This window comes from Bradyrhizobium sp. NP1 (genome assembly GCF_030378205.1).
GTDB lineage: Bacteria > Pseudomonadota > Alphaproteobacteria > Rhizobiales > Xanthobacteraceae > Bradyrhizobium.
This window is the reverse complement of record NZ_CP127385.1, coordinates 2,176,277-2,192,098: the sequence shown is the minus strand read 5'-3', so window position 1 is coordinate 2,192,098 and position 15,822 is coordinate 2,176,277. Positions and strand designations below refer to the sequence as shown.

Here is a 15,822-nt window from a genome sequence, read left to right as displayed (position 1 = left end):
CCGAAGACGGCGACTACTCCGTCGAACGACGCAGCTCCGGCGCGCTTTCGGGTTTCGCGGGCTCGGAGCGGACCGGCTCGATCTTGGCGCTTTCCACGCGCGGCGTCTCGACCCGCGTTGCCATTTCAGCGCGCGCGGCATCAGCCGCGCCGTTGCGTTCGGCCCGATGCGAACGCGGCCTCGCCACTGCGCGGGCCATCAGCATCTGCGAGGCGCCCTGATGCTGGAAATCGCAATAGGCGAAGCCCATGCCGGAGACCGAGCCGCGGAAGCTGCGCTCATCCTTCTTGTCGAGATTGAAGCACGGCTCGAACGGAATGCCCTTGATCGACGCGCAGACGATCTGGTCGCGGATCTGCAGCGTGTTGCCGGGCAGGCGAATGTGGCGCACGGGACCCGAGCCGGAGAATTGCACGGCGCCGGCAGCGCCCATGTCGTCGAGGATGCGCCCTGCCCCACGGGTGCCGTCGAAGCAGGTGAAGGCGAAGACCTTGCCGGCAACGAACTTGCGCGCCTCATCGGCGGTCATCATCCCCGCCAGGGCGGGCGCGATCAACGCGCCGGCGGTGACGGTCCCCAACACAAAACGCGCCAGCATTTTCCAACTCCAACATAACCCGAGCGCGGGCAAGTCTGATGCCTTTACCCGCTGCTTACCATAACAACCGTGGCAAGATTGGAGCAGCTTGGTTGGTAAAGTCTGAACGTGGCCTAGGGAATTTTTACCACGACGCGGCCGCGGACCTGGCCGGCGAGGATTTTCGGCGCCTCCGCGAGGACCTGATCAAGCGCAATTTCATGAGTTATTTCAGATAGTTTTGCGGGATCCAGGTCGCTGGCAAGGCGCCGCCAGGCGATCTCGCGCGCTGCAATCGGACACATCACGGAATCGATGCCGAGAAGGCACACCCCCCGCAAAATAAACGGGGCGACCGAGGACGGCAGGTCCATGCCGGCGGCAAGGCCACAGGCCGCGATGGCGCCGCCATACTTCGTCATCGACAACAGGTTGGCGAGCGTGGTCGAGCCGACGCTGTCGACGCCGCCGGCCCAGCGTTCCTTGCCGAGCGGCTTCGGCTGGCCGGCCAGTTCAGCGCGATCGATCACCTCGGTGGCGCCGAGGCCTTTCAGATAGCCCGCCTCCGCCATCCGGCCGGTCGAGGCGATGACGTGATAGCCGAGCCTGGCGAGCACGGCGATGGCGACCGAGCCGACGCCGCCGGCCGCACCGGTGACCACCACCGGGCCGCTATTCGGCGACACCCCCTGCTTTTCCAGCGCGAGCACCGCGAGCATGGCGGTGAAGCCGGCGGTGCCGATCGCCATCGCCTGGCGCGCCGACATGCCGTCGGGCAACCGCACCAGCCAGTCGCCCTTGACGCGCGCCTTCTGCGCGTAGGCGCCGAGATGGGTTTCGCCCATGCCCCAGCCGGTGCAGATCACCTTGTCGCCGGCCTTCCAGGCCGGATGGCTGGACTGCGTGACAGTGCCCGCGAAGTCGATGCCCGCGATCATCGGAAAGCGCCGGACCACGGGCGCCTTGCCGGTCAGCGCGAGCCCGTCCTTGTAGTTCAGCGTCGACCATTCGACGGCGACGGTGACGTCGCCATCCATCAACTCGGCCTCGTCGAATTGCGTGAGCGCGGCGGTGGTACCCTTGTCCGCCTTGTCGATCCTGATCGCCTTGAACGTGGCCACGGCAAACCTCCCTCAATCTAGTGGTCCGACGCCAACATTCGCATCCCTTTTGTAGCGGGCTCGTTTGCGAATGTTGGCGTCAAAGGACGCCTAGCAAAATATTGGATTCCAGTGGAGTTTTGGATTTGACATTCGCTTTCCGAATGCGCGGCTGGATGAGCGGCGAATGTCAAATCCACTCCACTGGCTTTCAAGGGGTTTTATCGCATCAAGCCGGCCGCGCAACTGCGGCGGCCGACGATGCCCGCACTGTTCCGAATGGCGGGAAATGTCAGGTCGCCGGAACCGGGCGCGCCAAGCGCGCGACCGGCTTCTCGACGATCGGCAGGTTGATCAGTGCCGACAACACGCCGAACAGCACGGAAAGCCACCAGATCGGCGTGTAGGAGCCGAACTTCTCGAACACGATGCCGCCGAGCCAGACGCCGAGGAAGCCACCCACCTGATGGCTGACGAAGGCAAAGCCGTAAAGCGTGGTGAACCAGCGCGTGCCGAACATCAGGAACACCAGCGCCGAAGTCGGCGGCACCGTCGACAGCCATAGCAGGCCGCTCGCAGCGCCGAACGCGATCGCCGAGAACGGGGTGATCGGGAACGAGATGAAGGCAACGGTGGCAAGCGCGCGCGCGAGATAGATCACCGACAGGATGTAGCGCTTGGGCAGGTAGTTCTGCAGCCAGCCGACGCTGAGCGAGCCCACGATGTTGAACAGGCCGATCGCCGCGACCACCCAGCCGCCGATCTGGACGGAGATGCCGCGGTCGACCAGGAACGGCGGCAGATGCACGGTAACGAAGGCGAGCTGGAAGCCGCAGGTGAAGAAGCCGAGCACCAGCAGCACGTAGGAGCGATGGCCGAACGCCTCCGCGAGCGCGGTGCGGAACGACTGCTCGCCGCCGGAGGCGACGTCGCTCGACGCCGTCGCCGGCCCGGTGTTGAGCGCGAGCGAGAGCGGCACGATCAGGAGCATCAGCGCGGCAAACACCATGAGCGCGGTCTGCCAGCCGAAATTGTCGATCAGCGCCACGCCGAAGGGCGCGAACAGGAACTGCCCGAACGATCCCGCGGCGGTGCCGGCGCCGAGCGCGATCCCGCGCCGCTCCGGCGGCAGCAGCTTGCTGAAAGCCGACAGCACGAGATTGAACGAGCAACCGGACAGGCCGAAGCCCATCAGCACGCCGGCACCGAGCTCGAGCGACATCGGCGTCGTGGCGTAGCGCATCACGGCAAGGCCGGCCGCATACATCAGCGCGCCGACCACCATCACGCGGAAGGTGCCGAAGCGGTCGGCGATGGCGCCGGCGATCGGCTGGCCCAGGCCCCACAACAGGTTCTGCACCGCCAGCGCCAGGCCGAACACGTCGCGGCCCCATGACAGATCGCGGCTCATCGGCTGGATGAAGAAACCGACGCTCGCGCGTGGCCCGAAGCCCAGCAGCGCGACCGCGCAGCCGCAGACGATGATCACGAGAGGCGTGCGCCAGGTCGAGGCTGGCCTGACGTCGCTTGCCGCGTTGGACATTGTTCTTCCCGGTCTTGTTTGTCGCGCCGGCATCGGCGGGCGCGATTCATTACAGCGAGTTAATGCATCTGCATGAAAATCCAATCGCAAGCACGCGAAATTTTTGCCTGCGGGGCAGCCCTGCAAATCCGCGCTGGCAGTCCCGCCGATTTGACAATGGCGCGGTCTGGCGGCCGCGCCGCGACCGTGCTATATTCGCTTTTGCTCGTAATGAGGATAATGAGTCATCCCTTGCGAGCACCGAGCTTGCCCCGGTGAGCGGAGCGGCTCGCGACATCCAGGCAAAACGTACGAGAACATTGCCGGCCTTGGTGGGCCGGATTTCTCGGGTCTCATATATGCTCAATACGAGTATATGTGATGAAGATGAAGGAGGCTGCCATGCCGATCGCTGGAATTTACGGACCCGAAGATGTGGGCAGCACCCCGCTCAGCGCAGCTCATCCGGCGCGGGGCGACAGCGGCATTGCCGGGGCGGCGCACACCCGCGCACTGCCGATGCCGGCGCTGGAATGGAATGAGGAGGTCGAGTGCGCCACCGCGCCGCTCTATGAACGGGTCAAGCGCGTGATCCCGCCGATCGAGTGGCCGCTGATGGCGCCCACCATCAAGGCGATCAACGACCTGAAGAGGGAGCGCGACGCGGTGATCCTGGCGCATAACTACCAGACGCCGGAGATCTTCCATTGCGTCGCCGACATCACCGGCGACTCGCTGCAGCTTGCGATCGAGGCGACCAGGGTGAAGGCCGGCACCATCATCCAGTGCGGCGTGCATTTCATGGCCGAGACCTCGAAGATCCTCAACCCGGACAAGACCGTGCTGATCCCGGATTCCCGCGCCGGCTGTTCGCTCGCCGCCAGCATCACCGGCGCCGACGTGCGGCTGCTGCGCGAGCGCTTTCCCGGCGTGCCGGTGGTCGCCTATGTCAACACCTCGGCCGAAGTGAAGGCGGAGGTCGACATCTGCTGCACCTCGTCGAATGCGGTGCAGGTGGTCGAGAGCCTGAACGCGCCGACCGTGATCTTCCTGCCCGACCAGTACCTGGCGAAATACGTCGCCTCGAAAACCAGCGTGAAGGTCATCGCCTGGAAGGGCGCCTGCGAGGTGCACGAGCGCTTCACCGGCGAGGAGCTGCGCGCCTGTCGCGAAAGCGATCCATCGCTGCAGATCATCGCGCATCCGGAATGTCCGCCCGACGTCCTGGCGGAAGCCGACTTCACCGGCTCGACCGCGCACATGATCGGCTGGCTGCGCAGCAACCGCCCCAAACGCGTGGTGATGGTGACCGAATGCTCGATGGCCGACAACGTGCGGGCCGAGCTGCCCGACCTCGAGATCGTGCAGCCCTGCAACCTGTGCCCGCACATGAAGCGGATCACGCTGCCGAAGATTCTCGACAGCCTGCGGCTCCTGCGCGAGGAAGTGACCATCGATCCGGCCATCGCGACGCGCGCACGACGTTCGGTCGAGCGCATGGTGAACCTGAAGAACTGATCCCCGCGACGGCAGGAGCGATCGATGCCCAACAATGCTTATGACCTCACCCGCCAGACCGACGACGTCGTGATCGTCGGCGGCGGCCTGGCCGGCCTGTTCTGCGCGCTCAAGCTCGCGCCACGGCCGATCACGGTGATCTCGGCCGCCCCGCTCGGCGAGGGCGCGTCCACCGCATGGGCGCAGGGCGGCATCGCCGCTGCGATCGGCGACGAAGACAGCCCCGAGTCCCACGCCGCCGATACGGTTGCGGCGGGCGCCGGCCTCGTCGAGGAAAAGATCGCGCTCGACCTCGCGCGCGAGGCGGCGGCGCGCATCGAGGATCTGCTGCGTTATGGCGTGCCCTTCGACCGCGACCTGGAAGGAAGGCTCGCGCTCGGCCGCGAAGCCGCGCATTCGGCGCGCCGCATCGTGCATGTGCGCGGCGACATGGCGGGAAAAGCCATCATCGCGGCACTCACGGAAGCGGTGCGACGAACGCCTTCGATCCGGATCATCGAAGGCCTTGTTGCAGAGGCGCTTCTCACCGACGATCGAGGCGTGACCGGCCTGCAATTGCGCAGCGCCGCCGATCCCGCTGCAAGGCCCGTGATCATCGCCTCGCGCGCCGTGGTGCTGGCAACCGGCGGCATCGGTCATCTCTACGCCGTGACGACGAACCCGACCCAAGCCAACGGGCTCGGCCTTGCCATCGCCGCCCGCGCCGGTGCCGCGATCGCCGATCCCGAATTCGTGCAGTTTCACCCCACCGCGATCATGGTCGGCCGCGATCCGGCGCCGCTTGCGACCGAAGCGCTGCGCGGCGAAGGCGCGACCCTGATCAACGGCAAGGGCGAGCGCTTCATGCTGGGGCATCACAAGCTCGCCGAGCTGGCACCGCGCGACATCGTGGCGCGCGGCGTATTCGCGGAAGTTCAAGCCGGCCGCGGCGCGTTTCTCGATGCGCGGGACGCGCTGGGTGCCCGCTTTGCGGAGAGGTTCCCGACCGTGCACGCAAGCTGCATGGCCGCCGGCATCGATGCGGCGGCGCAGCCAATTCCGGTGGCGCCCGCCGCGCACTACCACATGGGTGGCATCGCGGTCGACGAACGCGGCCGCAGCTCGCTTGAAGGGCTGTGGGCGGGCGGCGAGGTCTCGTCGACCGGCGCGCACGGCGCCAACCGCCTCGCCTCCAACTCGCTGCTCGAGGCCGTGGTCTATGCCGCGCGAATCGCCGAGGACATCGCCGGCAGCGCGATCGCGGCGCCCGCCGCGCCGCCGCCGATGCTGGTCGTTCCCCGCAATGGCGCAATGCCGGCGCTTGCCACAAAAAACCTGCGCACGATGATGACCTCGCATGTCGGCGTGCTCAGGGACGGCGAGCGCCTCGCCGAAGCCGTGCGAAGCTTTGCGGCGCTCGAGCGCGATACCGGCAATATCGCGCTGCGCAACATGGCAACGACGGCGCTGCTGGTGGCAGCATCCGCTTTGACACGGCGCGAAAGCCGCGGCGCCCATTGCCGCATCGATCATCCGCTTGAAAGCCCGCGCGCACGTCGCACCCTGACGACGCTCGCCGCTGCCAGGGAGATCGCCGGACATCTTTCAGACCAAGCCCACGAAGAAATCGCAGCCCCCATCACCGCGTGACAGCCATGATCACACCCACCGCCCTGCTCCACCCCGACGCCTTCCTCTCGCCGCTCGCGATCGATCAGGCCGTTGCACGCGCGCTCGACGAGGATCTCGGCCGCGCCGGCGACATCACCTCGACCGCAACCATTCCGGAGACAACACAGGCCCGCGCGGTGATGGTCGCGCGCCAGACCGGCATCATCGCCGGCCTGCCGCTCGCGGTCGCGACGTTCCGCAAATTGTCCGGCGATATCGGCATCGAGGCCCATGTCCGTGACGGCGCGCGCGTCGCCGCCGGCACACGCGTATTGACACTTGCGGGGCCCGCCCGCTCCATGCTGTCGGGCGAACGCACCGCGCTGAATTTCGTCGGCCGGCTGTCCGGGATCGCGACGCTCACCGCGGACCATGTGCAGCGCACCGAAGGCAGCAGCCTGCGCATCTGCGACACGCGCAAGACCACGCCCGGCCTGCGGGCGCTGGAGAAATATGCGGTGCGCTGCGGCGGCGGCTTCAACCATCGCTTCGGGCTCGACGACGCCGTGCTGATCAAGGACAACCATATCGCGGTTGCCGGCGGCGTGCGCACCGTGCTGGAGCGCGCCCGCGCCCATGTCGGCCATCTCGTGAAGATCGAGATCGAGGTCGACACGCTCGACCAGCTCCGCGACGTGCTCGACGCCGGCCTCGCCGACGTGGTGCTTCTCGACAACATGAACGTGGCAACGCTTGCCGAAGCAGCGAGGCTCGCGAAGGGGCGCGTCGTGCTGGAAGCCTCCGGCGGCATCACGCTTGGCACGATCGCGGAAATCGCGACAACCGGCGTCGACTACGTTTCCGCGGGCGCGCTGACGCATTCGGCTGGCAATTTCGATATTGCGCTCGATATCGAGGTGTGAGCCGATCGTCGTCATTGCCGGGCTTGATCCGGCAATCCATCCTTGAAGAACCTGTCTTGATGGATGCGCGGGTCATCCCGCGCATGACAAGTCGAGATCACCGCTACCGTCGCGACCGACTTAGCGACAGTTAGCGCCGCACCGAATTGGGATTGAGCTCGGCCTCGCTCTTGGCTTCCTCGGCGAGCTGCGCCGAGAGCGCGGCCGTCTGTGCCGGCGTGCCCCAGCTCGGCGCGTCGCTGCCGTCGCCCCACGCCTTCGGCCGGTAGAAGGTGTGAACGCCGAACTTGTACATCTTCTTCATTTCGCTGACCCAGGACGGGTGCACGTAATAGGCGTGGTAGTGCGTCGATTTGCCGACCTCGGGGAGCCAGATCTGGCCGTCGAGCATGGCTTTGGCGATCTTCCTGGCGCGCTCCCACATCTCGGGCTCGCGGATCACGTCGGCATTGTTGTCGCAGGCGAAGGTGAACTGGCAGGCGAAATGCCGGTGCTTGTTCTGGTAGACCACGCCGCACACAGTGGTCGGATAGAAGCCGGAGAAGGCGCGGTTCATCACCACCTGGGCGACCGCGATCTGGCCGCGCACGGCTTCGCCGCGCGCCTCGAAATAGACCGCCTCCGCAAGACACTTTTCCGACTTGGCGCGCAATTTCGGGTCGATGAGGCCGAGCCGCTCGGCCGGCGTTCTGGCGCGCTGGTTGTCGGTGTTCACCTCGCCCTTCGGCGCGAGGCTCTCGCCGCCTTCGATCGCCTTCGTCGCCTCGTCGGAGGCAAGCGGCAGCGACGCCGTCACCTTCATGTCGGGATCGGGCAGCGCGGGAACGACGATCAGCGGCTCCTCGCCGGGCTGCCAGCGCTCGATGCTGCCGAGCGAGCCACCGAGCGAGGCGGTGCCGAAATAGAGGCTCGCGGTCTTGACGTTGAAGCCCTCGGTAGAGGGCACAGCCTCGATCGCCGCGGCTTCCTTCAGATCGTCCAGCGGCTGGGGTTCCAGCGACAGCGAGATGTCGTATTGCGGCAGGGGCGGCGCGTTCATCGCTTCCTGCAGCTCGGGATCGAGCGCGGCACGTTCGGTGGGTGCGATCGGTGAAGCGCGATCATCGGTCGGCGCGACAGCGGCACTCTTGGCGCCCCTGACCGAGGCGTTGGAATTGGCGGGATCATCGGTCGCCGGCGTGACGCCCGCGGGCGCGATTGTCTCCGGGGTCACCGACGCCGGCAGCGGCGCGACCACGAGGCGGTCGCCCTTCAGCGTGCGGTTCACCACCGGAAAGTCTGACGACTGATAGCGCGGCGGCGGCACCAGCATCGGATTGCGCGTCACCGAGCCGGTGATGTCGATACCCTGGTTGTCGAGGCTGGCGAGCCGGTAGCTGACGCTCTGCGGCGTGGACGTGCCGATCGGACGGCCGAACGAATAGGTGGCAAGCTGGATCGAGCTTGCGGCGGAGAACACGCGCTTCTGCCAGCGTTCGGCGACGCCGGGCTGGCGCGCAAGCAGCGAAGCGATGTCCTGATACCCGATCTCCGTCGGCATCAATGCGAAGATGCATAAGCCAAGGCCGAAGGACGCCAAACGCGCGCCCTTCGGGTGGTTACGCAACACTGACATCGATACGCTCACGCAACGCTTACTCGCTACACGGTCGAGCAGTACATCCGTGCAATTCGACCATTTTTGGTGGTATCGAATTTAGGTTGCCGCTCGGTTAACCGGCGTGGCGCGCGCGACACAGGCAAGGAATCCGTGCCGTTTTCGCGTTTCGATCGCGGGCCTTGGTAAATGGCCGCTCGATCGAAACGGTAAATATCCGGTCAACAAAAATGATGAAGAGATCGTGCCCAACCCGCTTCATTACGGGACGGCAAACGTGCAAGCACCAGCGAGTCATTCCGGGGCGCGCGAAGCGCCAACCCGGAACCTCGAGATTCCGGGTCTGCGCCTGACGGCGCATCCCGGAATGACGGAGTGTTGTAATGCCTGGTCGCTAGCGCGCCTTACGCCTGGCTTGCGACCGCCTTGCCGAGCGCGGCCTGCGCCGCGGCGAGACGCGCGATCGGCACGCGATAGGGCGAGCACGACACGTAGTCGAGCCCGATCTGATGGCAGAACGCCACGGAGGCGGGATCGCCGCCATGCTCGCCGCAGATGCCGACCTTGAGCGAAGGCCGCGTCTTGCGGCCGCGCTCGACGCCGATCCTGACGAGTTCGCCGACGCCGTCGCGGTCGACCGAGACGAACGGATCGATCTCGAAGATTCCCTTGGCGATATAGGTGCCGAGGAAGCTCGCGGCGTCGTCGCGGCTGATGCCGTAGGTGGTCTGCGTCAGGTCGTTGGTGCCGAAGGAGAAGAACTCCGCCGTCTTGGCGATGTCGCCGGCCAGGAGACAGGCGCGCGGCAATTCGATCATGGTGCCGACCTGATAGCTGAGCTTGGCGCCGGTCTCCTTCATGACGGCCTGCGCGGTGGCGTCGATCCGCGCCTTGGTCAGGTCGAATTCGGCGCGCGTTGCGATCAGCGGCACCATCACCTCGAGCCCGACCGCCTTGCCGGTGCGCTTGCCCGCCTCGACCGCGGCCTCGAAGATCGCGCGCGCCTGCATCTCGGCGATCTCGGGATAGGCGATCGCGAGACGGCAGCCGCGGAAGCCGAGCATCGGGTTGAACTCGGCAAGCTCGCGGGCGCGGTCGGCGAGCCGGCGCGGATCGGTGTTCATCGCGCGCGCGACTTCCTCGATCTCGGCCTGCGTGTGCGGCAGGAACTCGTGCAGCGGCGGATCAAGCAGGCGGATCGTGACCGGCAGGCCCTTCATGATCTCGAACAGCTCGACGAAATCGGCGCGCTGCATCGGCAGCAGCTTCGACAGCGCGGCGCGTCGGGCCTGCTCGTCCTCGGCGAGGATCATCTCGCGCACCGTGCGGATGCGGGTTTCCTCGAAGAACATGTGCTCGGTGCGGCACAGCCCTATGCCCTCGGCACCGAACTTCACCGCGGTGCGCGCGTCATCGGGCGTGTCGCCGTTGACGCGGACGCCGATCTTGCGGACCTCGTCGGCCCAGCCCATCAGCGTGCCGAACTCGCCGGACAATTCCGGCTCGATCATCGGCATGCGGCCGGCCAGCACCTGGCCGACCGAGCCGTCGATGGTGATGACGTCGCCGGTCTTGAAGGTGCGCGAGCCGATGCTCATGGTGCCGCGGCCGTAATCGACGCGGATGGCGCCGCAGCCGGAGACGCAGGGCTTGCCCATGCCGCGCGCAACCACGGCGGCGTGCGACGTCATGCCGCCGCGGGTGGTGAGAATGCCCTCGGCGGCGTGCATGCCGTGAATGTCCTCGGGGCTGGTCTCGATGCGCACCAGGATCACCTTGCGGCCGTCGGCCTGGAGCTTTGCGGCCTCGTCCGACGAGAACACGATCTCGCCGGAGGCGGCGCCCGGCGAGGCCGGCAGGCCGGTGGCGATCACGTCGCGCTTGGCGGCGGGATCAATGGTCGGATGCAGCAGCTGATCGAGGGAAGCGGGATCGACGCGCGAGACCGCATCCTTCTTCGAGATTAGGCCCTCATTGGCGAGCTCGACCGCGATGCGCAGCGCGGCGCGCGCGGTGCGCTTGCCGCCGCGGGTCTGCAGCATCCACAGCTTGCCTCGCTCGACCGTGAACTCCATGTCCTGCATGTCGCGGTAGTGCTTCTCGAGCAGCGTGTAGATCCGCGTCAGCTCCCTGAACGCCTCCGGCATCGCGGTTTCCATCGACGGCTTGTCGGAACCGGACTCACTGCGCGCCTCATCGGTGATGTCCTGCGGCGTGCGGATCCCCGCCACCACGTCCTCGCCCTGCGCATTGATCAGGAATTCGCCATAGAGCCTGCTCTCGCCGGTCGACGGATTGCGCGTGAAGGCAACGCCGGTCGCCGAGGTCTCGCCCATGTTGCCGAACACCATGGCCTGCACGTTGACCGCGGTGCCCCAGGATTCCGGGATGTCGTGCAGCCTGCGGTAAGTCACCGCGCGCGCGTTCATCCAGGATGAGAACACGGCGCCAATCGCGCCCCAGAGCTGATCGTGCGGATCCTGCGGAAAATCCTTGCCGGTCTCGCGCGCCACCGCCTCCTTGTAGCGGCCGACCAGTTCGACCCAGTCGTCGGCGGAAAGATCGGTGTCGAGCGAATAGCCCTGGCCGTCCTTGAAGGTGTCGAGGATGTCCTCGAAATGATGGTGCTCGAAGCCAAGCACCACGTCGGAATACATGGTGATGAAGCGGCGATAGCTGTCATAGGCGAAGCGGCGGTCGCCCGACAATTCGGCGAGCGCCTCGACCGTCTGGTCGTTGAGGCCGAGATTGAGCACGGTATCCATCATGCCCGGCATCGAGGCGCGCGCGCCGGAGCGCACCGAGACGAGCAGCGGATTGGCGCTGTCGCCGAACTTCTTGCCGGTCAGCTTGCCGACATAGTCGAGCGCCTTTTCGACCTGGGCCTTCAGCTCTTTCGGATAGGTCTTGTCGTGGGCGTAGAAATAGGTGCAGACCGACGCCGGAATGGTGAAGCCGGGCGGCACCGGAAGGCCGAGATTGGCCATCTCGGCGAGGTTGGCGCCCTTGCCGCCGAGCAGGTCGCGCATCTCCGCCTTGCCCTCGGCCTTGCCGTCTCCGAAGGTATAGACCCATTTGCCGGCCTTCACCGGCAAGACGGCCGGCTTGCGCGCGGCCGGTTTCGCCGCAGGCTTCGCAACCGGCTTGGCCGGCACCTTCGTCAAGGCTTTGCGGGCTGGGGCAGAAACCGCAGATTTCCCCCGAGCCGGCGCGGATGGCTTTGATTTCACTGCAATTTTCTTCGACTTCGCAACGGCTTTGGCCATGGCTTTCCGACAATTCCGCGTGAGGGGAGGATTTTTGCGCGCTTACACCACTTTGGGCCGGTCCGCGCAAGCCACCGGGTTCCTGTTTTTACGTCTTATCAGATATGGAGCCATCTCAGGAGCCCGAGGCCGATCAGCCCGTTCAGGATCAGAAACAGCGCGACGATGAAGTTGAGAAGGCGCGGCATGATCAGGATCAAGACACCCGCAATGACGGATATGATCGGCGAGATATGCGCGACAGTAAGGGTCATGGGAAATCTCCGCAGGACAGCAAGTGTGGGGATTGATGGAAAGGATGATTCGAAGGCGGCATCTTAGCTGGCGTCGCGGGTTCCGGAATAGGAGACGCCCGTGGCGGCAATGAGTTCCCGCCAGCGTTCAATGCCATCAAATCAACCTGAAATTTCCGCAGGCGAGATCGCAGCAATGCGGGAACGATGCGGCGCGCGATGCATTGGCGAAAGGCGTGCCGGCCGAAGGGCCGCGCGCATGTTCCCTGCGAGGAGAGTGAGCCATGCGAAACAGGATACTTGCCATTGCGGCGCTGGCGGCAGCGATCGGCGCTCCGGTCGCAGCAGAGGCGCAAATCACGACGGGCAGCACCGTCGTGGTCGACGAAGGCATGGGCATCGTAGCCGATCAGCGCCCGGCTTTCCGCGAATATGTCGTGCGCGAGCGCACCCCGAGCTACACGATCCCGGATCGCGTGGTGGTCGGCGGCGTGCTGCCGGAGACCGGCGTCACCTTCTATGACGTGCCGCAAAGCTTTGGCGCCACGCCCTACCGCTACACGGTCGTGAACGGCCGCACCATCCTGGTCGAGCCGCGCACGCGCCGCATCGTTCAGGTCATCGAATAGCCCGCGATCGGAGGCCCGGCGGCTTCGCCATCGCGCTTCCGATCAGACGATTTGATCCCACCTGATGTCCGGAGCAACGCCGGCAGCCCACAAGCTGGCGAGCAACCGGACATTGAAGGCCCCGCCCGGTCCCCCCGCCGGGTGGGGCTCTTCATTTTGTGGATCTGTCGTGGCGCGCCGTCGATTTCGCGCCAATCGCTTGCGCCGATGTGCAACAGGTTCGGACCGCTCGCGCAGGCGCAACCCCGCCTTCCGGATCGCGCCCTAATCCTGGATCTTCGAAAAATCCGCAACCGTCCGCGTTGCGGCGCGGATTTCGTTCAACAGCTTGAGACGGTTTTCGCGCACGGCTGCATCCTCGTCATTGACGCGGACCTGATCGAAGAACGCATCCACCGCGGGGCGCAGCTTCGCCATCGCGCGCATGGCGCCAGCGAAGTCTTCCTTCGCGATGGCCGCACCGGCCTCGCGCTTCACCTCGTCGATCGCCTTGGCCAGCGCCTTTTCGGCATCGAGCCTGTAAAGCGCGGGATTGGGCGCGCCGTCATACGTGCGCTTGTCCTTCTTCTCCTCGATCGCGAGGATGTTGCTCGCGCGCTTGGTGCCGGCGAGCAGGTTCTTGCCGTCGTCGGTCTCGAGGAATTTGCCGAGCGCCTCGACGCGGCGGACCACCATCAAGAGATCGTCCTGGCCTTCGAGCGCAAACACGGCATCGACGAGATCGTGGCGCGCGCCCTGCTCGCGAAGCTGAACCTTCAGGCGATCGGCGAAGAAGGCGAGGAGATCAGCCGGAAGCTTCTCGGCGTCGGCAGCCAGATATTTCGCGCCCTTCCCCGGTAGTCCTGCGATTGCGGATCGGGACACTTTGAGGATCGAGATCCGGAGCGTGTTCTCGATGATCAGCCGGATCACCCCCAGCGCCGCGCGGCGCAGTGCATAGGGGTCCTTGCTCCCCGTCGGCTTCTCATCGATCGCCCAGAAGCCTGTCAGCGTATCGATCTTGTCGGCGAGCGCCACCGCCACGCTGACGGGATCGGTGGGCACGCGATCGTTCGGCCCCTGCGGCTTGTAGTGCTCCTCGCTGGCCGCGGCGACGGAAGCATCCTCGCCCTGCGCCAGCGCGTAGTATTTCCCCATCAGGCCCTGCAATTCGGGGAACTCGCCGACCACGTCGGTGAGCAGGTCGGCTTTCGCCAGCCGCGCGGCGCGTTTCGCCTTCGCAACGTCGGCATTGACCAGCGGCGCGATCTCGGCCGCGAGCCGTTCGATGCGCGCAATCCGTTCGGCCTGCGTGCCGAGCTTCTCGTGGAACACGATCGCATCGAATTTCGCCAGCCGGTCCTCGAGCTTGGTCTTGAGGTCGGTCTCGTAGAAGAATTTTGCGTCGGAGAGTCGCGCGCGGATCACGCGCTCATTGCCCGCGACGATCGCCTTGCCGTCATCGCTCGCCTCGATATTGGCTGTCAGGATGAAGCGGTTGGTGAGTTTGCCTGTCCTGGGATCGCTCACCACAAAACATTTCTGGTTGTTGCGGATGGTGGCGCGCACCACCTCGCCGGGGATCGCCAGGAAATCCTTGTCGAACGATCCCATCAGCACGACCGGCCATTCGACGAGGCCCGCAACCTCGTCGAGCAGGGCCGCGTCCTCGATCAGCTCATAGCCCTGCGCGAAGGCGAGCTGTTTCGCGTCGGTCAGGATCGCATCCTTGCGACGCTCGGCATCGAGCACGACCTTGGCCTCGAGCAGCTTTGCCTCGTAGTCCTCGAAGCGGCGCACAGCAATCGGCTGCGGTGCCATGAAGCGGTGGCCGAAGGTGGTGGCGCCGGCCTCGATGCCATCGACGGAGAATTTCACGACGTCGGGCGTCTCGGTTTCCAGCCCGAAGGTCGCGGTGATCGCATGCAGCGGCCGCACCCAGGTCAGCGCGCCTGATCTGGCCGAGCGCGCGCCCCAGCGCATCGATTTGGCCCAGGGGAAGGTCCTGACGATGACGGGCAGGATCTCGGCGAGCACGTCGAGGCTCGCGCGGCCCTCCTTCTCGATCAGCGCGATGTAGAAGTCGCCCTTCTTGTCGCTCTGGATCTTCGCCTGGTCGATCGACGAGAGTCCGGTCGCCTTGAGGAAGCCCGCGATCGCGGCCTCCGCTCCGCCGACGCGCGGGCCGCGGCGCTCCTCCTTGAGGTCGGGCTGGCGCGCCGGAATGCCGTGCACGGTGAGCGCGAGGCGCCGCGGGGTCGCGAAAGCCTTGGCGCCCTCGTAGATAAGGCCCTCGGCGACGAGCTTGTCGGTCACCAGACGGCGCAGGTCGTCCGCGGCCTTGGCCTGCATGCGGGCGGGGATTTCTTCGGAAAACAGTTCGAGCAGAAGATCGGGCATTATTTGCGCTCTTTGCGAAGACGCGGAGGTGTTCGCCGGTGTGACTCCCCTCCCCCTCGCGGGGAGGGGTCGGGGGTGGGGGGCAAGGCGCGCTGAATGGTATCTAGCACCCCTTCGAGATTGGCCAGCACATCATTATTCCAGAAACGCAAGACGCGATATCCAGCGGCTTCGATGAGGCGGGTTCTCGCCTCGTCTTGCGCCTGCTGCAGATCATGCTGCCCACCGTCGAGTTCAATAACGAGTTTCGCGCGGCGGCTCGCGAAATCGACAATGAACGGACCAACCGCGGCTTGCCGGCGGAAGTGCGAGCCGACCAGCATGATGTCGTGGCGAAGCCGCCGCCAAAGGGCACGCTCAGCGTCCGTAGGCTCTGCGCGCATCTTGCGCGCAAATTCTCGCTGACGATCATCCATCGCGCGCAATACAATCATATTGGCCGTCATCTTTGGACCCCCACCCCCGACCCCTCCCCGCAAGGGGGGAGG

Annotated in this window: 12 protein-coding genes; 4 read left to right on the top strand and 8 right to left on the bottom strand. The window is 65.8% G+C overall.

The features are described from left to right. Positions 1–13 precede the first annotated feature (13 nt). The 3 genes from QOU61_RS10490 to QOU61_RS10480 form a co-directional block, all read right to left on the bottom strand. The gene (locus QOU61_RS10490) at positions 14–598 is read right to left on the bottom strand and encodes a hypothetical protein (RefSeq protein ID WP_289658137.1); all 585 of its coding nucleotides are present in this window, start codon (positions 596–598) and stop codon (positions 14–16) included. A 113-nt stretch (positions 599–711) separates the two neighbouring features. Continuing rightward, positions 712–1,698 (bottom strand): acrylyl-CoA reductase (NADPH), encoded by a 987-nt coding sequence (gene acuI, locus QOU61_RS10485; protein WP_289658136.1) that lies wholly within the window; start codon positions 1,696–1,698, stop codon positions 712–714. A 271-nt stretch (positions 1,699–1,969) separates the two neighbouring features. Further along, positions 1,970–3,220 (bottom strand): MFS transporter, encoded by a 1,251-nt coding sequence (locus QOU61_RS10480; RefSeq protein WP_289658134.1) that lies wholly within the window; start codon positions 3,218–3,220, stop codon positions 1,970–1,972. A gap of 381 nt (positions 3,221–3,601) precedes the next feature. On the opposite strand from QOU61_RS10480, the gene nadA reads away from it, so the two are divergent. The 3 genes from nadA to nadC are packed head-to-tail and all read left to right on the top strand — an operon-like array spanning position 3,602 to position 7,230. Beyond that, positions 3,602–4,717: a quinolinate synthase NadA gene (gene nadA / locus QOU61_RS10475; RefSeq protein WP_289658132.1), complete on the top strand. Its 1,116-nt coding sequence runs from the start codon at positions 3,602–3,604 to the stop codon at positions 4,715–4,717. 24 nt (positions 4,718–4,741) lie between these two features. Beyond that, the gene (locus QOU61_RS10470; RefSeq protein WP_289658130.1) at positions 4,742–6,346 is read left to right on the top strand and encodes an L-aspartate oxidase; all 1,605 of its coding nucleotides are present in this window, start codon (positions 4,742–4,744) and stop codon (positions 6,344–6,346) included. Between the two features lie 5 nt (positions 6,347–6,351). Then, complete coding sequence (gene nadC / locus QOU61_RS10465; RefSeq protein ID WP_289658128.1) at positions 6,352–7,230, top strand: carboxylating nicotinate-nucleotide diphosphorylase; 879 nt, start codon at positions 6,352–6,354, stop codon at positions 7,228–7,230. 130 nt (positions 7,231–7,360) lie between these two features. Here the strand turns inward: nadC and QOU61_RS10460 are convergent, their stop codons facing one another. From QOU61_RS10460 to QOU61_RS10450, 3 genes are all read right to left on the bottom strand, one after another. Next, positions 7,361–8,845 carry a cell wall hydrolase gene (locus QOU61_RS10460; RefSeq protein ID WP_289658126.1) on the bottom strand — a complete coding sequence of 495 codons (1,485 nt, stop codon included), beginning with the start codon at positions 8,843–8,845 and terminating at the stop codon, positions 7,361–7,363. A 386-nt stretch (positions 8,846–9,231) separates the two neighbouring features. Then, entirely contained in the window at positions 9,232–12,093 is a 2,862-nt protein-coding gene (gene ppdK / locus QOU61_RS10455) for a pyruvate, phosphate dikinase (RefSeq protein WP_289658124.1), read from the bottom strand. Between the two features lie 98 nt (positions 12,094–12,191). After that, positions 12,192–12,347: a DUF3096 domain-containing protein gene (locus QOU61_RS10450; RefSeq protein ID WP_289658123.1), complete on the bottom strand. Its 156-nt coding sequence runs from the start codon at positions 12,345–12,347 to the stop codon at positions 12,192–12,194. Positions 12,348–12,610: 263 nt separating this feature from the next. Between QOU61_RS10450 and QOU61_RS10445 the strand changes: the two genes are divergently transcribed. Beyond that, positions 12,611–12,955 carry a DUF1236 domain-containing protein gene (locus tag QOU61_RS10445; protein ID WP_289658121.1) on the top strand — a complete coding sequence of 115 codons (345 nt, stop codon included), beginning with the start codon at positions 12,611–12,613 and terminating at the stop codon, positions 12,953–12,955. 264 nt (positions 12,956–13,219) lie between these two features. Here QOU61_RS10445 and glyS read toward each other — a convergent pair whose 3' ends face one another. After that, positions 13,220–15,334, bottom strand: a complete 2,115-nt coding sequence (gene glyS, locus QOU61_RS10440) for a glycine--tRNA ligase subunit beta (RefSeq protein WP_289658119.1) — start codon at positions 15,332–15,334, stop codon at positions 13,220–13,222. Beyond that, on the bottom strand, positions 15,334–15,780 hold the full coding sequence (locus QOU61_RS10435; RefSeq protein ID WP_289658117.1) for an endonuclease domain-containing protein: 447 nt from the start codon (positions 15,778–15,780) through the stop codon (positions 15,334–15,336). The genes glyS and QOU61_RS10435 overlap by 1 nt, the downstream gene beginning before the upstream one ends. Between the last annotated feature and the right edge of the window lie 42 nt (positions 15,781–15,822).